At 52.5% G+C, this 20,969-nt stretch carries 22 protein-coding genes and 2 tRNA genes; 11 read left to right on the forward strand and 13 right to left on the reverse strand.

The window, feature by feature from the left end; translation table 11 throughout:
• Nucleotides 1-187 precede the first annotated feature (187 nt).
• From MXMO3_RS10960 to cysD, 3 genes are all read right to left on the reverse strand, one after another.
• On the reverse strand, nucleotides 188-589 hold the full coding sequence (locus tag MXMO3_RS10960) for a hypothetical protein (protein ID WP_117395890.1): 402 nt from the start codon (nucleotides 587-589) through the stop codon (nucleotides 188-190).
• A gap of 186 nt (nucleotides 590-775) precedes the next feature.
• Nucleotides 776-2,692: a sulfate adenylyltransferase subunit CysN gene (gene cysN / locus MXMO3_RS10965; protein WP_117395891.1), complete on the reverse strand. Its 1,917-nt coding sequence runs from the start codon at nucleotides 2,690-2,692 to the stop codon at nucleotides 776-778.
• The gene (gene cysD / locus MXMO3_RS10970; protein ID WP_027835420.1) at nucleotides 2,692-3,600 is read right to left on the reverse strand and encodes a sulfate adenylyltransferase subunit CysD; all 909 of its coding nucleotides are present in this window, start codon (nucleotides 3,598-3,600) and stop codon (nucleotides 2,692-2,694) included. The genes cysN and cysD overlap by 1 nt, the downstream gene beginning before the upstream one ends.
• Nucleotides 3,601-4,012: 412 nt before the next feature.
• Here cysD and MXMO3_RS10975 point away from each other — a divergent pair, with 412 nt between their 5' ends.
• From MXMO3_RS10975 to MXMO3_RS10985, 3 genes are read left to right on the forward strand one after another with little or no spacing between them, the layout of a single operon-like run.
• Complete coding sequence (locus tag MXMO3_RS10975; RefSeq protein ID WP_117395892.1) at nucleotides 4,013-5,074, forward strand: cysteine synthase A; 1,062 nt, start codon at nucleotides 4,013-4,015, stop codon at nucleotides 5,072-5,074.
• Entirely contained in the window at nucleotides 5,061-5,798 is a 738-nt protein-coding gene (locus tag MXMO3_RS10980) for an alanyl-tRNA editing protein (RefSeq protein WP_117395893.1), read from the forward strand. The genes MXMO3_RS10975 and MXMO3_RS10980 overlap by 14 nt, the downstream gene beginning before the upstream one ends.
• 1 nt (nucleotide 5,799) lies before the next feature.
• A complete protein-coding gene (locus MXMO3_RS10985; protein ID WP_036222616.1) occupies nucleotides 5,800-6,162 on the forward strand; it encodes a GFA family protein in 363 nt (120 codons plus the stop codon).
• A gap of 5 nt (nucleotides 6,163-6,167) precedes the next feature.
• Here MXMO3_RS10985 and MXMO3_RS10990 read toward each other — a convergent pair whose 3' ends face one another.
• The 5 genes from MXMO3_RS10990 to MXMO3_RS11010 all read right to left on the reverse strand — a co-directional run bounded on the left by MXMO3_RS10990 (nucleotide 6,168) and on the right by MXMO3_RS11010 (nucleotide 11,551).
• On the reverse strand, nucleotides 6,168-7,175 hold the full coding sequence (locus MXMO3_RS10990) for a transporter substrate-binding domain-containing protein (protein ID WP_162889226.1): 1,008 nt from the start codon (nucleotides 7,173-7,175) through the stop codon (nucleotides 6,168-6,170).
• A gap of 100 nt (nucleotides 7,176-7,275) precedes the next feature.
• Entirely contained in the window at nucleotides 7,276-8,070 is a 795-nt protein-coding gene (locus MXMO3_RS10995) for an amino acid ABC transporter ATP-binding protein (protein WP_036222618.1), read from the reverse strand.
• Between the two features lie 3 nt (nucleotides 8,071-8,073).
• On the reverse strand, nucleotides 8,074-9,201 hold the full coding sequence (locus tag MXMO3_RS11000) for an amino acid ABC transporter permease (protein ID WP_117395894.1): 1,128 nt from the start codon (nucleotides 9,199-9,201) through the stop codon (nucleotides 8,074-8,076).
• A gap of 12 nt (nucleotides 9,202-9,213) precedes the next feature.
• Nucleotides 9,214-10,410 (reverse strand): amino acid ABC transporter permease, encoded by a 1,197-nt coding sequence (locus MXMO3_RS11005; RefSeq protein ID WP_051213812.1) that lies wholly within the window; start codon nucleotides 10,408-10,410, stop codon nucleotides 9,214-9,216.
• Nucleotides 10,411-10,537: 127 nt separating this feature from the next.
• On the reverse strand, nucleotides 10,538-11,551 hold the full coding sequence (locus MXMO3_RS11010; protein ID WP_027835427.1) for an amino acid ABC transporter substrate-binding protein: 1,014 nt from the start codon (nucleotides 11,549-11,551) through the stop codon (nucleotides 10,538-10,540).
• A gap of 213 nt (nucleotides 11,552-11,764) precedes the next feature.
• Here MXMO3_RS11010 and metC point away from each other — a divergent pair, with 213 nt between their 5' ends.
• Nucleotides 11,765-12,961: a cystathionine beta-lyase gene (gene metC, locus MXMO3_RS11020; RefSeq protein WP_117395895.1), complete on the forward strand. Its 1,197-nt coding sequence runs from the start codon at nucleotides 11,765-11,767 to the stop codon at nucleotides 12,959-12,961.
• A gap of 5 nt (nucleotides 12,962-12,966) precedes the next feature.
• Here metC and MXMO3_RS11025 read toward each other — a convergent pair whose 3' ends face one another.
• Nucleotides 12,967-13,689: a phosphatase PAP2 family protein gene (locus MXMO3_RS11025; RefSeq protein ID WP_162889227.1), complete on the reverse strand. Its 723-nt coding sequence runs from the start codon at nucleotides 13,687-13,689 to the stop codon at nucleotides 12,967-12,969.
• Between the two features lie 127 nt (nucleotides 13,690-13,816).
• Between MXMO3_RS11025 and MXMO3_RS11030 the strand changes: the two genes are divergently transcribed.
• From MXMO3_RS11030 to MXMO3_RS11055, 7 genes are all read left to right on the forward strand, one after another.
• Nucleotides 13,817-13,893: transfer RNA gene (locus MXMO3_RS11030), tRNA-Pro, on the forward strand.
• Between the two features lie 29 nt (nucleotides 13,894-13,922).
• On the forward strand, nucleotides 13,923-14,228 hold the full coding sequence (locus MXMO3_RS11035) for an ETC complex I subunit (protein ID WP_027835430.1): 306 nt from the start codon (nucleotides 13,923-13,925) through the stop codon (nucleotides 14,226-14,228).
• A 20-nt stretch (nucleotides 14,229-14,248) separates the two neighbouring features.
• Nucleotides 14,249-14,325, forward strand: a tRNA-Arg gene (locus MXMO3_RS11040).
• Between the two features lie 258 nt (nucleotides 14,326-14,583).
• Nucleotides 14,584-14,754, forward strand: a complete 171-nt coding sequence (locus MXMO3_RS18695) for a hypothetical protein (RefSeq protein WP_162889228.1) — start codon at nucleotides 14,584-14,586, stop codon at nucleotides 14,752-14,754.
• Between the two features lie 264 nt (nucleotides 14,755-15,018).
• Complete coding sequence (locus tag MXMO3_RS11045) at nucleotides 15,019-16,059, forward strand: pyridoxal-phosphate dependent enzyme (protein ID WP_117395897.1); 1,041 nt, start codon at nucleotides 15,019-15,021, stop codon at nucleotides 16,057-16,059.
• Nucleotides 16,056-17,204, forward strand: coding sequence for a M24 family metallopeptidase (locus tag MXMO3_RS11050; protein WP_117395898.1), 1,149 nt, complete (start codon nucleotides 16,056-16,058; stop codon nucleotides 17,202-17,204). Before MXMO3_RS11045 ends, MXMO3_RS11050 begins: the two co-directional genes overlap by 4 nt.
• Nucleotides 17,201-17,941: a maleate cis-trans isomerase family protein gene (locus MXMO3_RS11055; RefSeq protein WP_117395899.1), complete on the forward strand. Its 741-nt coding sequence runs from the start codon at nucleotides 17,201-17,203 to the stop codon at nucleotides 17,939-17,941. Before MXMO3_RS11050 ends, MXMO3_RS11055 begins: the two co-directional genes overlap by 4 nt.
• 19 nt (nucleotides 17,942-17,960) lie before the next feature.
• Here the strand turns inward: MXMO3_RS11055 and MXMO3_RS11060 are convergent, their stop codons facing one another.
• The 4 genes from MXMO3_RS11060 to MXMO3_RS11075 form a co-directional block, all read right to left on the reverse strand.
• Nucleotides 17,961-19,331, reverse strand: a complete 1,371-nt coding sequence (locus MXMO3_RS11060; RefSeq protein ID WP_117395900.1) for a TRAP transporter large permease — start codon at nucleotides 19,329-19,331, stop codon at nucleotides 17,961-17,963.
• On the reverse strand, nucleotides 19,324-19,821 hold the full coding sequence (locus tag MXMO3_RS11065) for a TRAP transporter small permease (RefSeq protein WP_117395901.1): 498 nt from the start codon (nucleotides 19,819-19,821) through the stop codon (nucleotides 19,324-19,326). Before MXMO3_RS11065 ends, MXMO3_RS11060 begins: the two co-directional genes overlap by 8 nt.
• 65 nt (nucleotides 19,822-19,886) lie before the next feature.
• Nucleotides 19,887-20,501, reverse strand: coding sequence for a YqaA family protein (locus MXMO3_RS11070; protein WP_117395902.1), 615 nt, complete (start codon nucleotides 20,499-20,501; stop codon nucleotides 19,887-19,889).
• Nucleotides 20,502-20,504: 3 nt separating this feature from the next.
• Nucleotides 20,505-20,963 (reverse strand): DUF192 domain-containing protein, encoded by a 459-nt coding sequence (locus MXMO3_RS11075; RefSeq protein WP_036222624.1) that lies wholly within the window; start codon nucleotides 20,961-20,963, stop codon nucleotides 20,505-20,507.
• Between the last annotated feature and the right edge of the window lie 6 nt (nucleotides 20,964-20,969).

The raw sequence follows: 20,969 nt of genomic DNA on the forward strand, positions 1-20,969 counted from the left end.
TTCTATTCGGGTTCACTTTGGTTCCCAACCTGCCCCTCTAGGCCCAAACAGAGTCGTCTCCTATTGAGGCGGTTTGATGAGAGAAAATGGGCCATTGTGTGATCGGGAAAAACCCTTAGGACCACACAAAAAAGACGGCCCTGATGGACCGCCTTTTTCACTTCAAATTCAAAGGGGGCGTTAGCGCCTAGGCGTCGCCTTCCTCCCCAGAATCGTCATCATCATCATCATCGTCGTCATCGTCGTCTTTGTCTTTATCTTTGCCCTTGCCTTTATCCGCTGCATCTTTGCCATGGCCCTTAGCTTTGCCATTATTATTGCCTTTGCCGCGATTGCCGTCGTCATCATCATCGCCGTCAGCATCATCTTCACCTTCGCCTGAATCATCACCATTCTCGGCTTGGTAGGCTTCAAGTGCTTTGCAAACGGCAGGAGTCGTGCCTGACGCGTTTGAATGGGCATCACAATTACGGATGAGCTTGCTGCGGGTCGCTTCGGACATGTTTTCCAGACTAAGCGGCTCTGCCATTGCTGGCAAAGATGTACCCAGCATAAGTGCAGGGATCAAACCCAAAAGTGCGCGTTTCATATTCTTCCTCCAATGACCATTTCTTTAACTGGTCACAACCTGCACGGGAATATGTACGCAAAAGTTAACGCGGCAACGCCACTTCCATTCGGGGTTAAACAGTTCTTTTAGATATGGATAAATTGCCATTAAAAATGAAATGGCGGCCCCAGGGCCGCCACTTGATCAATGCTGCATCAAACAGAACTAGAGAGCGCTGTACTGATGTCCTTCAAACAGCAGATCGTAGAGCTCATTGGCGAGATCGGTTGGATCATGCTCTGCCGCGTTGAGGGTAATGTCAGCGCGTTCGGGGGCTTCAAAGGGTGAATCCAGCCCTGTGAAGTTTTTGATTTCCCCAGCCTTGGCGCGGGCGTAAAGGCCTTTGGGATCTCGCTCGGCGCACACCTCAAGAGGTGTATTCACATAGGCTTCGACAAAATCGATATCGCCGGCTACTTCGCGCGCCAAGCGGCGCTCGTTTTTGAACGGTGAGATGAAGGAGACGAGTACGATTAGGCCCGCGTCGGCCATGAGCTTCGCCACTTCTGCCACCCGGCGGATGTTTTCCACCCGATCCTCATCGGTAAAGCCAAGATCTTTGTTGAGGCCATGGCGCACATTGTCGCCGTCCAAAATGTAGGTGTGTTTGCCTTCAGCTGTAATCCGCTTTTCGAGCAAGTTGGCGATGGTGGATTTGCCGGAACCGGACAGGCCGGTGAACCACACAATGCGTGGCGTTTGCCCCTTCATCTCAGCCCGCACTTTGCGGTTCACATCAAAATCCTGATAGGTCAGGTTTTGCGCCCGGCGCAAACCAAATTCAATCGTGCCAGCACCCAAGGTGGCGTTGGACAAGCGATCAATCAGGATAAAACCGCCTGTGACCGCATTTTGGGCATAAGCATCAAACGCAATAGGTTTGTCGGTGGCCAGCGTTATGGTGCCCACTTCATTGAGTTCGAGGCATTTGGCCGGGTTTTGCTCCAGCGTGTTCACATTGGTTTTTTGCTTGATGTTGGTGATGGTCGCGGGCACCGTTTGGCTACCGATCTTGATCAAGTAGGAACGGCCCGGCATCGCCGGTTTTTCATGCATCCAAATCAATCGTGCTTGGAACTGGTTGGAAAATTCTGGCGTCTCGCCCGGGGCGGACAACACATCGCCGCGCGAGATATCAACTTCACGGTCCAACACCAAAGTGACGGCTTCACCTGCTTGGGCCACAGCCAGATCACCATCCATGGTCACGATACGTTTGATTTTGGCAGGTTTGCGCGAGGCGGCCACCAGCACATCATCACCTGGCTTGATTTGGCCAGAAGCCACGGTGCCAGAAAAGCCGCGAAAGTCGAGGCTGGCACGGTTCACCCATTGCACCGGAAAGCGGAATGGCTGGGCCACCCGATCTTCCGCCACATCAATCTCTTCAAGGTACGGCACCAATTGCGGCCCGTGATACCAATCCATATTTTCGCTTTTGCTGACGATGTTGTCGCCGCGCAATGCAGAAATCGGCACGGTCACCAAGCTCTTGAAGCCAAGTTGGGCCGCAAATTCACGATATTCCGCATCAATCTGGTCAAACATTTTCTTGTCGTAATCGACCAGGTCAATCTTATTGACCACGGCCACCACATGTTTGACCCCAATCAGCGACAGAATAAAGCTATGGCGCTTGGTTTGGGTCAGCACGCCTTTGCGCGCATCAATCAGCACAATGGCCAAGTCGGCATTGGACGCGCCCGTGGCCATATTGCGGGTATATTGCTCGTGGCCCGGGGTATCGGCGACAATAAATTTGCGCTTTTCGGTGGTAAAGAACCGATAGGCCACATCAATGGTGATGCCCTGCTCGCGCTCCGCTGTCAGCCCGTCCACCAAAAGTGAGAAGTCGATCCCCTCATCGCCAGTGGTGCGGTTGTGGCTTTCTTTTTGCAGCGAGGCCAATTGGTCATCAAGGATCAACTGGCTATCATAAAGCAAACGACCGATCAGGGTAGATTTGCCATCATCCACCGAGCCACAGGTCAAAAAGCGCAAGATGCTTTTGTCTGTCTGGGCGCTCAGCCATTGTTCAATCTCAAGAGGTTGGGCTTGTTCTGTCACAGTTGCGTTGCTCATTAGAAGTAGCCCTCTTGCTTTTTCTTCTCCATCGATCCGGCCTGATCGCTATCGATCAAGCGCCCTTCCCGTTCTGAGGTGCGCGAAGCGTTCATTTCCATAATGATTTCGGGCAAGGTAGCTGCCTCAGATTCAAGTGCGCCAGTCAGCGGATAGCAGCCGAGGGTGCGGAACCGCACCATTTTTTCTTCTGGCACTTCGCCCTCTTCCAAGGGCAAACGATCATCATCGACCATAATCAAGGTGCCAGAACGCTCCACCACAGGACGCGGCTTGGCCAAATAAAGCGACGGGATCTCGATTTCCTCTTTATAAATGTAGGTCCAAATGTCCAACTCGGTCCAATTGGATAAGGGGAACACGCGCATGCTCTCGCCCGGGGAGATGCGGGTATTGAACAAGCGCCAAAGTTCTGGCCGCTGGTTTTTCGGGTCCCACGCATGTTGGGCATTGCGGTGCGAGAACACACGTTCCTTGGCGCGGGACTTTTCCTCATCGCGCCGTGCACCACCAATCGCTGCATCATATTGTCCAGCGTTCAACGCCTGGCGCAGCGCCACGGTTTTCATAATGTCCGTATAGCGCGCCGAGCCATGGTCAAACGGGTTGATGTTCTCTGCCACCCCTTCTTGGTTCGTATGGGTGATCAAATCAAAGCCATGCTGCTCGGCCATGCGATCGCGAAAGGCGATCATTTCGCGGAACTTAAACGTGGTGTCCACATGCAAAAGCGGGAACGGAATCTTTGAGGGAAAAAATGCCTTGCGCGCCAAATGCAACAGCACGCTTGAATCCTTGCCAATCGAATACATCATCACCGGCCGCTCAAAACTGGCCGCGACTTCGCGAAATATCTCAATGCTCTCCGCTTCCAAAGCGTCGAGGTGACTGTGATGTGTTTCTGGCATGTTTTTAGACCCGCTTGTTTAAACGCGTTCAAAATAAACACAGAGACAAATCGAAACAAGCAATAAACTCAATGACTTATTTCAAAATCTTCCAGAATTTCGTGGTTCATCCTATCTGTGGTTTATTTCCCTCAAACGACGCAAAGAAGGGAAAATCATTTCGCGCGAAAAAGTCGAATCCGAGCAAACTATTTCCGCAAAATCTAGTTTTCTCCGACAGCGTCGCCACAACATAGGCGCGGCCCAAATGGCCCATTTCGCGCAATTCTATTTTTGCGCTTTCAAGCCATATTAGTTTTTTCGCATTGTCTTATGGGAGAATTGGAAAAAGCCTTTTCTTTTCTTCACTCTAGACTTGATCGCTTTGGCCGCACTGCTTAGTTTTGAGCCAACACACCAAAGGATTTTTTCGATGACAAAGCACAATGACAAGCACAACGACATTCTTGGCGCCATTGGCGATACGCCACTTATTCGCTTGAACGCTGTATCGGAAGCAACCGGATGCGAGATTTGGGGCAAGGCAGAGTTTTTGAACCCCGGGCAGTCGGTAAAGGATCGTGCGGCGCTCTATATTGTGCGTGACGCTGAGCGCAAAGGCTTGTTGAAGCCAGGCGGCACAATTGTTGAAGGCACTGCCGGCAATACAGGCATCGGGCTATCCATGGTGGCCAATGCGCTCGGCTACAAGTCCGTCATTGTGATTCCGGAAACGCAATCGAAAGAAAAGAAAGACTCGCTGCGCTTGGCGGGGGCCACTTTGATTGAAGTGCCAGCAAAGCCATATAAAAACCCGAACAATTATGTGAAGGTTTCGGGCCGCTTGGCTGAAAAACTGGCGAACGAATTGCCGGAAGGTGCGATTTGGGCGAACCAGTTTGACAATGTTGCCAACAGACAAGCCCACATTGAGACCACCGGACCGGAAATTTTTGAGCAAACCGGCGGCGAAATTGACGGGTTCATTTGTGCAGTTGGCTCAGGTGGCACGCTGGCTGGTGTCTCGCAAGCACTGAAAGACCGCAATAAAGACATCAAAATCGGGTTGGCCGATCCGATGGGCGCTGCGCTTTATAGCTTTTACACCAGCGGCGAGTTCGCCTCACAAGGCGGCTCCATCACTGAAGGCATTGGCCAGGGCCGTATTACGGCCAATTTGGAAGGCTTTACGCCGGACCATGCCTACCAAATCTCAGACGCGGAAGCGCTGCCCTATATCTTTGACCTGTTGCAGCATGAAGGCATTTGCTTGGGTGGGTCTAGCGCCATCAATATTGCGGGTGCTGTTAAAATGGCGCGTGATTTGGGGCCGGGTTCAACAATTGTCACCATCCTTTGCGACTATGGCAACCGTTATCAGTCAAAACTGTTTAACCCAATGTTTTTGCGCGAGAAGGACTTGCCAGTGCCTGAATTCTTAAGCCACACTCATGAGATTGACATGAGTACGGTTTTTGAGAATGACGCAGACTGATTTTCTTTTTCGCGAAGATGCATATCTAACAACTGCTGCCGCCACAATCTCGTCCATTGGCGAGGATGGCGGCATCATATTGGATCGCTCCAATTTTTACGCCACATCCGGCGGCCAGCCGGGTGACTTCGGTTTTTTAGAGCGCGAAAACGGCGATAAAGTCGCCATTTCTACCTGTGTACATCCAGAAGGCGACAAAACAAAATGCATGCTTGTGCCAGAGCAAGAGGCACATGGCCTTGCGACGGGCGAGAAAGTAACCGCCCATATTGATTGGGAAAATCGCTATAAGTTGATGCGTATGCATACGGCGCTGCATCTGCTTTCCGTTGTCATCCCCCTGCCCGTAACTGGCGGCTCAATTGGCGCGGCAAAGTCTCGTCTTGATTTTCAAATGCCCGAAGCGCCTGAAGACAAGGAAGCGTTGGCGGCGCAACTGAATGCGCTGATTGCCCGCAATCTTGATGTGCGTGAGGAATGGATCACCGAGGAAGAGTTGGACGCCAATCCGGATTTGGTGAAAACCATGTCGGTCAAGCCACCATCCGGCCAAGGCAAAATTCGCATGATCCGCATTCTTGATGGTGATGAGACCATTGATTGGCAGCCCTGTGGCGGCACTCATGTTGCCAACACTCAAGAAATCGGCCCCATGCGTTTGGGCAAGGTGGAAAAGAAGGGCAAGCAAAATCGGCGCGTTGCGATCCATTTTGCCGAGGAATGAAATGAAAACCTATCAGGGCAGTTGCCATTGCGGTGAAATTCAATTTGAGATTGATAGCGAGCTGAAAAGCGCGCTCAAATGCGATTGCTCACTATGCCGCAAAAAGAATGCATTGATGGTGGGGGTGCATGAGTCTCAGTTTCGATTGATTTCGGGCGCGGATTCACTGGCGACTTATCAATGGAACATGAAGATCGCCAAACATCACTTTTGCAAAATTTGCGGCATTTACACCTTCCATCGGCGACGCTCAAAGCCCGACGAATATGGCGTCAATTTCTTTTGCTTGGACAACGCAGATATCGAACCTGATCAACTCCAAACAGAGCGGGTGCATGGGTCGAAATTGAGCGTGGCTGACTAGCGCCGCTATCGAATTGGGGGCGCGTAATGCAAGCCGCCTTTGGTCCAGAGCTCATTGGCACCGCGAGGGATCATCAGCCCTGATGTGTTGCCGAAGTTACGCTCATAGACTTCGCCATAATTGCCCACATGACGGATAATGTCCTGCGCCCAAGTCGCATTGAGGCCCAAGGCCTGACCAAATTCACCTTCAATGCCCAGCAAACGCCGCATGCGTGGGTTCTTCGCCTCGGCCATTGTGTCGATATTGCGGGAATTCACGCCGAGCTCTTCGGCATTGATCATGGCAAACAGCACCCACCGGATAATCGTTTGCCATTTCATATCGCCCTTGCGCACCACAGGCCCCATGGGCTCCTTGCTGAGCCGCTCTGGCAGGATGCGGTGTTGAGAAGGGTTGATCGCATTGATCTTTATTTCTTGCAAGCTGGTTGCTGACGCCGTTACCGCATCGCAAATGCCGGCCATATAGGCGCCCGCCAAATCGGCCGAATCTTCGACCATCACTTCTTGGTAGGAAATCTGGTTGTTAAAAAAGAAGCGCTCGAGCACGTCATGTTGCAACGAATTTGCAACCACGCAAACAGAGATATCCTTTAGCTCAAGTGCTGAGACAACTTCAGCTTCGTCACGCACCATGATGCCCTGACCATCGTAGAACACCACACCGGTATAAACCACGTCAAAGACGTTATCCCGCGGCATGTTCCAGTAGCCGTTGCGCGACATCAAGTCGACTTCACCCACGCGCAGCGGCGTCATGCGAAAATCACCCGCATACTCGACAAATTCAACACGGCTTGGATCAGAGAAAATGGCGGCAGATACAGCCCGGCACAAATCCACATCGAAGCCGGACCAGAACCCTTCAGCCGATAGGTTTGAGAACCCCCGATGTCCCTGATTTGCCCCACATTTTACAAAGCCGCGCTCGCGCACTGTTTCCAATGTGTCTGCGGATGCAATGCTGCTCCACCCGAAAAAGAGCAAAACCAAAGCTATGAATGTACGCACCTGAACACCTAATAAGCAAAAGGCGGCCCCACAGGGCCGCCTCATTAAATTCCCCGATAGCTATCAGCAAAGCGAATAACTACCGATAAAGCAAGAGTTTCTAGTGTAAAATCTGGCTTAGGAACAATTTTGTCCGTTCATGCTGCGGATTATCAAAGAACGCATCTGGTTCATTTTGCTCAATGATTTGCCCTTGGTCCATGAAAATCACGCGGTTTGCAACCTGACGGGCAAAACCCATCTCGTGGGTTACGCACAGCATGGTCATGCCAGTTTCGGCCAAGTTCACCATCACGTCCAGCACTTCCTTGATCATTTCAGGGTCGAGCGCGGAGGTAGGTTCGTCAAACAGCATGATATTAGGGTTCATGCACAGTGAACGTGCGATTGCCACACGTTGCTGCTGACCACCGGACAATTGTCCAGGATATTTTTGTGCCTGCTCGGGAATTTTTACCCGCTCAAGATAGTGCATGGCAGTTTCCTCAGCTTCCGCCTTCGGAATGCCACGCACCCACATTGGGGCCAGTGTGCAGTTTTCCATGATGGTCAAATGCGGGAAGAGGTTAAAGTGCTGGAACACCATTCCCACTTCGCGACGCACTTCATCAATCCGTTTCAAGTCAGAGGTCAACTCGATGCCATCAACAATGATGTGCCCTTGTTGATGCTCTTCCAAACGGTTGATGCAACGGATCAGCGTTGACTTGCCGGACCCAGAAGGCCCCGCAATAACGATCCGCTCGCCTTTCATTACTTTCAAATTGATGTCTTTCAACACATGAAAGTCACCGAACCACTTATTCATATCCGTGATTTCAATCGCCACGTCTGTTTCAGACACGGTCATTTTCGAACGATCTACGGAGATATCTTCTTCTTTAACTTCTGACATTTTTTACTCCTTATGTCCCGTGTCCAACCGGCGCTCCATGTACATGGAATAACGCGACATGCCGAAACAGAAAATCCAAAAAATGGATGCAGCAAACAAATAACCTGTCGTTGCCTGGTGTGGTGCTTTCCACTCGACCAAAGCCGAGGTGGCCTGCACCGTGCCCAACAGATCGAATAGCCCCACGATGGAGACCAACGACGTATCTTTGAACAGGGAGATAAAGCTGTTCACGATGCCGGGAATGACGTGTTTCAACGCCTGCGGCAGAATGATGAGATACATGGATTTGAAATAGTTCAGCCCCAATGCATTCGCAGCTTCATATTGTCCCTTAGGCAAAGCTTGCAGACCGCCACGCACAACCTCAGCCATATAGGCTGTCTGGAAGAGCGCCACGCCCACAAGAGCACGCAGGATTTTGTCGATTGTTGTACCTTCAGGCAAAAACAATGGCAGCATAACTGACGCCATGAACAACACCGTGATCAACGGCACTGCCCGCCACAATTCAATGAAGGCAATCGAGACATATTTAACAAACGGCATGTGTGATCGACGTCCCAGCGCCAACACGACGCCGAGAGGTAGCGACACCACGATACCCACCGATGCGATAATCAGTGTGACCATCAGGCCACCCCACTTCTCGGTGGTCACCTCAGGAAGACCAAAGCTACCGCCGTTCAACAGGATCACCGCCAAGATTGGCAACCCAACAAAGAACGCGATGGCAGAGATCCCTTTATAAGGTAGATCTGGCCACAATAGGTGTGTGATCAACAAGGCCGCAACGATGAAGACCAGATTTGGACGCCAATATTCGGAATCTGGATAGAAACCATAGATATAGAAGTCAAAACGGTCGATCACATAGGCCCAACACGCCCCAGCTTCAGGTGCGCGACATAGCGTGCCGTCTTCTGCAACAAAAACAGCATTGCCGATCAGGAAGTTGAACAGCGTTGGTACCGTCCACACCAAGAAGGCTAGCGCCAAAATGGTCATGAGGCTATTTGGAATATCAAGGAAAAGGTTTTTCCTCATCCACCCCACGATGCCGGTTTGCGTAACGGGTGGCGGCATATCAGGCGCCATTTCCTTACGCACATAAGCGATATCATTCGACATAACGGGTCCCTCCTATCGCTCTGTCAGCGCAATGCGCGCATTGTACCAGTTCATGATCATCGATGTGAGCAATGACAGGGTGAGATACACCATCATCGTCATGAAGATCACTTCAATAGCCTTACCGGACTGGTTGAGTGCCGTACCCATAAATACGTTCACAATGTCCGGATAACCAATAGCCACCGCAAGCGATGAGTTTTTGGTCAGGTTCAGATATTGACTGGTCAAAGGAGGTACGATCACCCGCATCGCCTGTGGAATAACAACCAAATTCAAACGGTCGTTATTTTTGAGCCCCAGCGATTGGGCGGCTTCCGTTTGACCGCTACTGACTGACACGATGCCAGCCCGCACGGTTTCACCGATAAAGGCGGCCGTGTAGATCACCAAACCGAACAAAAGCGCGACAAATTCAGGAGGCAATTGGATACCGCCTTGGAAGTTGAAACGGTTTAGTTCCGGGTAAGTGATGTTCCATTCAGCCCCTGAAACGAACCAGGTCACTGTTGGCACCACAATCAGTAAGACGAGAAACACTGGAATATACGGAAAGCGTTCACCCGTTAGTTCCACCCGACGAATTGACCAGCGCTGAAGGAAAAATCCACCAACCAGCACCAAGGCAATTGCAATTTGCACCCAGAGAAATGCGCTATTCGCATTTGGGTTGGGCAAATATAACCCACGGTTGTTTAGGAACACCGCGCCGCCAACCAATTCCAGACTGCTTCGCACAGAGGGCATGGATTTTAGCACCGCGAAATACCAGAAAAACAACTGCAAAAGCAGCGGGATATTACGGATGATTTCGATATAGATTGTCGCCAAACGCGCGATAATCCAGTTTGACGATAGTCGTGCGATCCCGAGCACAAAGCCGAGCAATGTTGCCAAAACAATGCCGGTAATCGCAACAAGAAGTGTGTTCAGTATCCCCACATAAAACACTTCTAGATATGTTGATTCCCTGCTGTAGGGCACCAATGAAAAGCCGATATCAAAACCGGCTGTGTTGCTGAGAAAGTCAAACCCTGTCGTCTTGTTCTGCGCTTGAAGATTGGTGACCGTGTTTTGCACAATCCACCAACCAAACCCTACCAATACAAGGAGCAGTAGAATCTGAAACGCATACGAGCGAAATTGAGGGTCATATATTAATGATGATAAGCTGCGGCGTTCATGCAGCTGTTCCTGACTCTTGGCCATGGCTACCCTTTTTCTTATTGTTGAGTAGTCTTTTCAAGGTGTTGTAATTCACCTTTTGGCGGGCAATGCCCTCCCCCGAAAAAATGGCCCGGCGCAATGTGCGCCGAGCCAAACAACTCAATTCAGATTAACGAATTGGCGGTGAGTACTGAAGACCACCACGTGTCCAAAGGTCGTTCAATGAGCCTGCACGTTCGATACCAATTGGTGTCACGTTACGCTCATAAACGTCAGCGTAGTTACCAACGTGCTTGATGACGCGGTATGCCCAATCGCCTGGAAGGCCAACATAGCTGCCGAATTCACCTTCAACGCCGAGCAAACGACGAACAGATGGGTTTTCAGAGCCAAGCATTTCATCAACGTTGGCTTGGTTTACGCCATACTCTTCAGCTTCGAGCAGTGCGAAATACACCCAACGAGAGATGTTGAACCACAGATCGTCACCCTGACGAACTGATGGGCCCAAAGGCTCTTTTGAGATGATTTGCGGCAAGATTTTGTGCGCATCTGGATCTGCAAGTGAGAAACGCTCAGCGGCCAATGCTGATGAGTCAGTTGTGAACACGTCACAACGGCCATCGTCATAAGCTTTAACAACTTCGTCTTGGTCTTCGAACACAACTGGGTTGTAGTTCATGCCATTTGTGGCGAAGTAGTCAGCAGCGTTCAATTCTGTTGTTGTACCGGATTCGATACATACAGCAGCGTCTGAAAGCTCAAGAGCAGAGTTAACGCCGAGATCTTTCGGCACCATAAAGCCCTGACCATCATAGAACATTACGCCTGTAAAGGAGATGCCCAAGTTGGTGTCGCGGCTCATGGTCCATGTTGTTGTACGTGACAACACATCGATTTCACCTGAAGAAAGCGCTGTGAAACGCTCTTTTGATGTCAATGGCGTGAAACGAACTGCTTCTGGATCATCAAAGATCGCTGCAGCCATCGCACGACAATAGTCAACATCGATGCCTGACCAGTTGTTGTTTTCATCTGGAGACGCAAAGCCTGGTGTACTTGGTGTTACACCACACTGCAGGTAACCTTTTGCCTGCACATCTTCCAGTGTGTCCGCCAATGCAGCTGACGCTGAAAGGCTCAGCGCCGCTCCGAGAGCGATTGTTACGATTTTTTTATTCATAACGTTGCCTTTTTTCCTAACCCTTTTAATTTTTTTGCCTCACCCTCCTTGGATGGAGGCTTAACGCTGCACAGTGGAATGTGCGCGTATGCACTATCGAAGAGCACTTTTGCTTTGGGGTCAAGAGTGTTGATAAAACTAATGTAAATCTCACCCAATCTAATGTAAGTAAAAGTCACGATTAGAAAAAAAGTTTTGATAACGGCAAAATAAATGAACAAAAAAGATACCAATTCAGCACCAAAAAGTCCTGCGACCGTAGTTACGCACCATGGTCGCGACCCTAAACAACAATTTGGGTTTGTGAATACTCCGATTGTACGCGGGTCCACGGTCATTTTTGACAGTTATGATCAAATCAAGGGCAATAAGCGCGCCTATCCTTATGGTCGCCACGGCAACCCAACGGATGATGCGGTCCGCGCCGTCATCACTGAACTCGAACATGGCGCAGACACCTTGTTGGCGCCGTCCGGGGTCAGCGCCATCACCACAGCCTTATTGTCGGTATTGAGTGCAGGCGACGATTTGTTGATGTGCGACACAGTCTATGAACCGACCCGACAGTTTTGCGATCAGGTTTTGGATAAGATGGGAATCACAACACGTTATTATGACCCCACCATTGGTGCGGGCATTGAAGACTTGTTGCAGCCCAACACGCGTGCTGTGATGACAGAGTCACCCGGTTCACTGACGTTTGAAGTGCAGGACCTGCCCGCCATTGCCAAGGTCTGTGGCCCGCGGGACATTGCCATTCTTGCCGACAATAGCTGGGCATCGCCGCTTTATTATAACCCGTTAGATTTGGGTGCAAACATCGTTATCCACGCGGGTACAAAAGTGTTTGCGGGCCATTCAGACGTTATGTTTGGCACCATTACGGCTGATGAAAAGTACGCAAAGGCTGTTAAACAGACATATCGCGCCCTTGGTGTTTGTGTTTCACCAGAGGACAGCTTTTTGATCGGTCGCGGTTTGCGTACTTTGGAATTGCGCATGCGCGATCAAAGTGAGAAAGCGCTTAAAATGGCGACATGGCTTGAAAGCCACCCTTTGGTGGACAAGGTGTTGCACCCGGCCCTCGCCCAACATCCACAACATGAGATTTTCGCCCGCGATTTCCGCGGCGCTGGCACCCTGTTTGCGTTTATCCTGAAGCCTGCAGGCGAGGACGCGATCGCCGCCATGGTCGATGAGATGGAATTGTTTGGCATGGGCTATAGCTGGGGTGGCTATGAGAGCCTTATTCTGCCGGTGAAGATCGCATCGCAACGTTCAGCAACCCATTGGCCACACGATGGTAATTTGATTCGGGTGAATATTGGCCTTGAAGGGTTTGACGACCTCAAGACTGAATTGGCAGATGGGCTGGAACGCTATGGCCAGCTGAGCAACCTTAAGCGCTAGATCATTCAAACGCGAAATGGCACGCCCCAGCGCAAGCGGTGCGTGCTGTTTTGAGGTACAAAGCCCCAACGACGATCTCGATAGAATCGGTAGACCCACAGGGCGCCCAAAACGCCGAGGAAGGTGCCCGCCACCACGTCTGAGAAATAATGCACCCCATCCACAATTCTCGACAATGCGATCAGAACCGCGCCGACATAGGCGAGAGCGCCCCAGCGCCCGGCGACCAAGAAGATGGCCGTCGCCAAGGCAAATGACGTTGTGGCATGCCCGGACGGAAACGACTGAAACGTCCAATCGCCCCAATGTGGTTCGAAGTGCAATGTGCCGAGCTCATCCATATGTACTGGTCGGGCCCGCCCCAGCCCACGCTTAAACAGCGCCGATATCAAGCCCGGCACCGCTACAGCACAAAATATGAAGCCAGCCCCGGCGCCAAATGTGCGAAACCGCCACTTAAATCGGTAACCGATTGGCAAGAGGCTCACCGATTGGCCCGCAACCCAAATGGACAATGTGGGAATCAATATCCAATCCGATTCGCCCAACCGGGTGAGTTGTTCAAACCAAAACACAATTTGGGGCGGCCAATTCGTCAAAGTGGTCGAAATCTGCCGATCCAACATGGTGGCACTGAAATAAAATGCGCCAAGCACAAACAATGTAGCCAGAGTGATCATTAAGGGCGACCAACGCTTGCGGGCTGGGCCTGTGAATATGTTTACCATACGGGTCGCCTTTTGTGATAAATTGCAAAAAATCGCACTTTTTTTCAAAAGGGCAACTATCATGACTTGCCTGATGTCACAAGAATGTGTAAAGCCCTGTCCGGTGATCACATCTCGTGTGAAGCGTCGGAGCATAGCTCAGCCTGGTAGAGCACTGGTTTTGGGTACCAGGGGTCGCAAGTTCGAATCTTGCTGCTCCGACCATCACGAGAAAATGGGGACTAACAAAGATCATGACAGCACGTATTTTTCGTCCAGCCAAAAACGCCATGCAATCTGGTCAAGGCAAATCGAAGCATTGGGTGTTGGTCTTTGAACCTGAGGCCCCACGTGAGATTGACCCTTTGATGGGCTACACTTCTTCCACAGACATGGCCTCGCAAATCAAGCTGCGCTTTGACAGCCTTGAAGAAGCCGAATCCTATGCCAAGCGCAAAGGCATTGAATATGTGGTGCAGCAGCCGCACGATGTAGAGCGGAAAAAAGTGGCTTATGCCGACAATTTCCGGTCTGATCGCAAGGCCCCTTGGACCCACTAATAGATCCTACCTTTTGTTTGGGTCCCGTAGCTCAACTGGATAGAGCAATTGACTTCTAATCAATAGGTTGCAGGTTCGAGTCCTGCCGGGATCGCCATTTCATATTTGGCGTCATTTATTTCACAAACAGTTTAAAGTCGTGCCGCCTACCTCCCCGGTTGCGCCCGTGATGTGTCTTTTCGACTTTGCTCTAGATAATCTGCTCATTGACGCCTTGAGGCGTCCCGTACCATGCGACATATGGTTCAAACTGCAAGCTTTGCTTGATTGAACGAACCCTCTATTTATACTCCCGCTATTGAAACTTAGAAAAATTGTCCCACATCTACATTTTACTTATCTCTTGGGGGAGAAAATGGAACGTAAAATCAACATCACTCAGCATTCCGGCACAGGGATGCTTTGGTTTATTGGCTGGTTGTTTACAATTGGCTATTTGAATCTCAACTTCATTCAAGGCCTGCTTGGTCTGGTGGTCTGGCCTTATTACCTCGGTAGCCATTTCGCACCTATGGTCGGCGGCTAGTTCAAAGTCCAGAATAACCGAATGGATGGCGGATCACTTCGGCCTTAAGTGATATTCCCGCTTTCCATGTCTAATCGGGTTTTGACCTCGCACGCTGTGCACGCGCAAAAGCAATGTGCACAGCGTCAAACAATCAACGAATGGCCCTAATTGGACGGCAATAGTGGCGCACCACTTTGTGCCCGCTCCCTAAGTTCTGCCTTGCGAAGCCCTTTAAAAGCGCACACAATCATCTGCACCGCATCTTAATTTGGGGAGTGCCGGATGGATATTTTAAAAGTTGCGCGTCCCGCATTGGTTTCCGACCTCAGTGATGTACCTGTGCCATCTATTGATGCACCGCGCGCGCAAGCGCTGGTGGAACGCTGCCCACGCCATGCGGAGACCCCACTCACCGAACTAACGTCACTGGCGGCAGATGCCAACATCGCGCAACTTTGGGTTAAAGATGAGCGCGACCGAATGGGGCTGGGCAGTTTCAAGGCGTTGGGCGCGGCTTATGTCATCGCTTGCGATAAAGAACAAGGCGCGTACAGCGGACGCACTTATGTGGCGGCGAGCGCTGGCAATCACGGACTGTCAGTTGCCGCTGGCGCACAGGCCTTTGGGGCCGCGTCAGTGATTTATCTCGCGGACAGCGTTCCTGAGAGCTTTGCGGCGCGGTTGCGGGAGCATGGCGCGGAAGTGCGCCGCGCGGGTGCCACGTATGAGGATAGCATGGCGGCAGCACATCGGGCCGCTGAGGAAAACGGTTGGGCGTTGCTGTCGGATAGCTCCTGGCCCGGTTATTTCGAGCGCCCTCACCGTTTGATGGAAGGCTATTTGGTGTTGATGGCAGAGGCTATCCGCCAAATGCCAACGCCCCCCACACATTTCTTTTTGCAGGCAGGTGTTGGCGGCCTCGCGGGGGCCTGTGCAGCGCTTGCGCGACAAGCCTGGGGCGACCAGCCAACTATTATCGTGGTCGAGCCAGACGCCGCTCCAGCGCTCTTCGGGTCGATCCAAAATGGCGCCCCTGTCGAAAGTAGCGGGCCAGTGAGCGCAATGGGACGGCTCGATTGCAAGATGCCCTCGCTGATCGCGCTCAAGGGGCTGGCGCGTGACGCAGACGCCTACACACTTATTTCCGAGCAAGAAGGCGAAGCCGGGGCCGAAGCGATGCGGGCCGCGGGCATGGCCACAACGCCTTCAGGTGCTGCTGGTATCGCTGCTTTGCTGTCGATGAGCGACGCGCAGAAGGCAGAGCTTGGCCTTGATTCGAACTCAGTGGTCCTCACTGTGCTTAGCGAAGGACCAGAATCGTGACACGTGGTTTTCCGGTTGGCGAATTTCAAGCTCGACTGGCCCGCGCACAAGACAAGTTGGCAAACCGGGAGCTTGCGGCGCTGCTCCTCACAACAGAGCCGGAAATTCGATATTTCACTGGGTTTTTGACGCGGTTTTGGGAAAGTCCATCACGGCCGTGGTTTTTGGTGGTTCCTGCACAGGGCAAACCGATTGCCGTGATCCCCAGTATCGGCGCAGCCCTCATGGCTCAAACATGGGTTGAAGATATCCGCACCTGGCGCGCGCCCAACCCGACTGATGACGGAGCAAGCCTGCTCAGCGACACGCTGAACGAAGTTGCAGGCAATGGCCAGATTGGCATTCCTTCCGGGCCCGAAACCTATGTGCGGGTCCCGCAGGCGGATTGGCAGCGGATCAAGGCCGCCACGAAGGGAGACATTCAGTCTGATGGCGGCATCACCGCAACCTTGCGGGCTGTGAAGTCGTCCGCTGAAATTGAAAAAATTGCCACGGCTTGTGACATTGCAGGCCGCGCCTTTGCCCGCGTGCCGGAAATTGCAAGTGAAGGCATCTCTTTGGCACAAGTGTTCCGCAACTTTCAGGGGCTGCTGCTCGACGAAGGGGCCGATTGGGTGCCTTATCTGGCAGGCGGTGCCGGACCGGATGGCTATGCCGATGTGATCTCGCCAGCCACTGAACGTCCTCTTGCGGATGGCGACGTGTTGATGCTGGACACCGGCGCGGTTTTTGATGGCTATTTCTGCGATTTTGATCGGAACTTTGCGGTGCGAACTGCATCGGCAACCGCGCGCGATGCGCAAGCGCGGCTGATTGATGCCGTTGATCGGGCCGCTGATATTGCCCGCCCCGGCACAACAGCTTTAGAATTGTTTCACGCAATGGATCGCGTCGTCACTGGCGGCGCGGGCGGATCGGATTCGGGGCGACTTGGCCACGGGCTGGGCATGCAACTGACTGAGGGGCTCTCGCTCATTCCCAACGATCATACTGAGTTGCAGCCGGGCATGGTCATCACCCTGGAACCGGGGATAGAGACCGGGCCGGGCCGGATGATGGTGCATGAAGAAAATATCGTGATCACAGAGCATGGCTGTCGCTTTCTCAGCCCGCGTGCGGGCGCAGAACTGGAGGTGATGCGATGAAGATCGATTATGAAACGGTGCCAGATCTTAAACCTGCGCTCGGTTTGATCGTTTTGCAGGCCGACGAAACCCTTGAGCAGGACATGCGGCGCTTGATGCCTGGGCGCGTTGAGCTGCACACGACGCGAATCCCATCCGGGGCTGCGGTGACCCGCGAAACATTGGCCGCAATGGCCACCCGGTTGACTGGGGCTGCAGCTCTTTTGCCGCCGGCAGCACAGTTTGACTGTATCGGCTATGGATGCACCTCGGGTGCGGCAGAAATTGGAGCCGACAAGGTAGCCGATTATGTGCGCGCGGGCCGCAGCACCGCCCATGTGACCAATCCGCTTACCGCGCTGATCGCCGCCTGCCAAGACCTGTCCATTCACCGTCTGGCGCTGCTTTCCCCCTATGTGGCGGATGTATCGGTCAAGTTGCGGGACGCGCTTCAAGTCGCCGGTGTGGCCACGCCCGTTTTTGGCAGCTTTGAAGAGCCGGAGGAATCAAAAGTCGTGCGCATTTCTGCAACCTCGATCCGCGCCGCCGCGCAAGAGCTTGCGGCGCAAGGGGGTATTGACGCGGTCTTTTTGAGCTGCACCAATCTGCGCACCGTCGACATTATTGACGAGATGGAGGAAACGACCGGGCTGCCCTGCCTCTCAAGCAATCAGGTTTTAACTTGGCATATGGGCCAGCTTAGCAGCTATGACGCCGATATTCCCGGGGTGCTCGGCAGGGCGCACAGCCTGACCTAACCGGTCAGGCTTGCTCTCCCTACCCTTGCAGCAAGTGCGGGACAAACAGCACTAAGCCCGGAAGTGCCAACAAGAGCGCGACGCGCAGCAGCTCCACGGTGAAGAACGGCATCACGCCCTTATAGGTTTCTGCCATCGAGGTGTTTTTGCTCAGCCCGGAAATGACAAACACATTCATGCCCACCGGGGGCGTGATCAGCCCTAGCTCGACGACAATCAAGGCGAGAATGCCAAACCAGATTTTCAGATCTTCGGTGCTCATGCCGAAACCGGCCCCGTCCGCACCTTGATAAAGCCCACCATTGACCTCAACGAGAACTGGCCAGAAGAACGGGATGACCAGCAAGATCATTGAAAGCGAATCCATCAGGCACCCCAAAATGATCAGCGCGATCAACAGGGCGATCAAGATCGTAAAGGGCGGCAGGCCACTTTCGATGGCCCAACTGGCCGCTGCTTGCGGCACCCCGGCGCGGGACATAAAAATTTTGAGCATCTCAGCGCCCAGCAGAATGAGATAAATCATGCCAGAGGTGCGGGCCGTATCGTAAAGCGCCGATTTTGCGTCTTTCCAGCGCAACTGTTTGCGGATGAGGCCATAAACGGCGACGAGGAACACACCAATCGCTGCGGCAGGCGTTGGATTATACAGCCCGAGATAAATGCCACCGATCACGGCCGCAAAAATCAACAGAACAGGCAGCACAGCGCGTGTGGCGCCGCGCCGCGCATCTCGGTCCATTTTCGTGGCTTGCGGCGCTGCATGCGGCCATATGCGCACGACAACGGCAATTGCGAGCATGAAGAACAATACGGCAATCACGCCCGGCACCAATGCCGCCATAAACATGGTGACAATATTGGCTTCAACAATGATTGCGTAGATCACCAGCACAACCGAAGGCGGAATGAGAATGCCCAGCACGCCGCCCGCCGCAATCGTCCCTGTCGCAAGGCTGCCGGAATATTTTAAGCGCTCAAGCTCGGGCAAGGCGACCTTGCCCATCGTTGTGGCGGTGGCCAGGGAAGAACCGCACACTGCGCCAAAGGTGGCACAGGCAGCCACTGCGGACATGGCCGCCCCGCCGCGCAGCCAGCCCAGCCAGGCTTGCGCCGCCTGAAACAGATCACGCCCCATGCCGATTTTGGTGGCCAGTGCGCCCATCAACAAAAACATCGGCACAACACTCAAATCGTAGATCGAGAATTGGCCGTAGGCCAAGGTTTTGAGCTGGGCCAAAAAGATGGCGGGTCCGTTCAGGATCGTCACACCAATGCCACCCACAAGAATCATGGCGAAGGAAATGGGCATCCGCAAAACAATCAGCCCGATCAGCGCAAAAGTGCCCAATAGCCCCAATCCGAAGGGTTCAACGATCCATTCAAACATTGCTGGGCTTTCTAAAAATGGACATTAATTGCAGCAGGGCAACAACACTCCAAAGTAGCAACGCCATAAGAATTGGCACATAGGCTGCCGAGTGCGGCAGCTGCAAAATCGCCGTCTGATAGCCATATTGCCATTGGTCGATAAAGCCATAGCTCATGCGCCAGAGCAGCATCAGCGCGATCAACAGGGAAATGAATGTGGCAATATGCTGCAAGAAGGTTCGCACGCCTGCGCCTAAACCTTGCGTGAAGATATCTGCGGCCACATGAGCGCTATCACGTTGGCACAGCGGCAGGAAACAGAAAACGGTGATCGCAATACCCATTTCAGTGAGTTCAAAATCGCCTGCAAAACCAATGGTGAGTGCATTAAGCAGCGTTGCCAACACGTTCACCAACACCACGATCACCAAAATGGCGCCGCCGAAAAGTGCAAGCGCATCGACCGCCCGCACAATAAAAATGGGCAAGTTGTTGGTGTGATTTGGCATACACGTCCCCTATCCGCTGTGCATTGATGTGTTGCACGGGCAAATGAGTCAAGGGGATTGGTTGGTTATGCCTTCGGCCAATAAGCCACCATCACGAAACCCAATATGGTGATCACAATCACCAAAGCACTAAACAGTTTCAAATTTCGCCCCGCCCAGTCCGTCATCTGTTGGCCAAACATTACAAAGACCAACGCAAAGGCGTAAAAGCGTAGGGCCCGCCCGGCAAAAGCCGCGACGACAAACAAAATAGGATTGATGTGCAATATTCCCGCCCCCAAACACACAAGCTTGAACGGCACTGGCGTTACCGCGCCCAAAAAAATGGCCGTTGCTGCCGCCATGTTGTTGGTTGTTGCCTGTTGCTGGAACTGAGCAAATGCGGCCTCTAGGCCGTATGTGCTGATGATCCATTGGCCAATCGTTTCAAGGAAAGCGAAACCAATCAAATAGCCCAGCATGCCGCCAAACACCGACGCCAACAGCGCAACATGGGCGACATTCATCGCCTTTTTCGGTGCACCCACCATCATCGGCAGTGCAATCACATCAACTGACAGGGGCAACAAGGCGCTTTCCAGAAAAGACGTCGCCGCCAGCAAGCCATAAGCTTTCTTCGACGTGGCGCCACGGCGCAATTGTGCCGCGTCTACCTGAAAATTGGGCCAACGCCAGGCCACAATTTAGCTGTTCATGCGCGGGTGCCGCACTTGATCACCGGGCTTAAGCCCATATTGCTTGGCAAGGCCGCCATTGATTTCCAGCACAAAGCGTACCGGATATTTTGATGGAATGCTGGTTGGGTCTTGTGGAACTGCGTTGTGATGAATGTGTTTGATGGTGCCGCGTTCATCGATGAAGATCATATCCAACGGTATGAAGGTATTACGCATCCAGAATGCGACTTCTCGTGTTTCCTGAAAATCGAACAGCATCCCTTCATCGCGCGGCATTTTGGTGCGGAACATCAGTCCGCGCCTGCGCGTCTCGGGAGTATCGGCAAGTTCCACTGTTATCGGTATTTCGCCAATATCGGTCTGCAAAACCAAATTTTTGTCGTTGTGCAAACAGCCCACGAGGAAAATCGTCAAAAAAATAACGCTCAGCAGTTTCACCGAGCGTTGCAACAATTCAGACTGCATCGACCT

Source organism: Maritalea myrionectae (genome assembly GCF_003433515.1).
GTDB lineage: Bacteria > Pseudomonadota > Alphaproteobacteria > Rhizobiales > Devosiaceae > Maritalea > Maritalea myrionectae.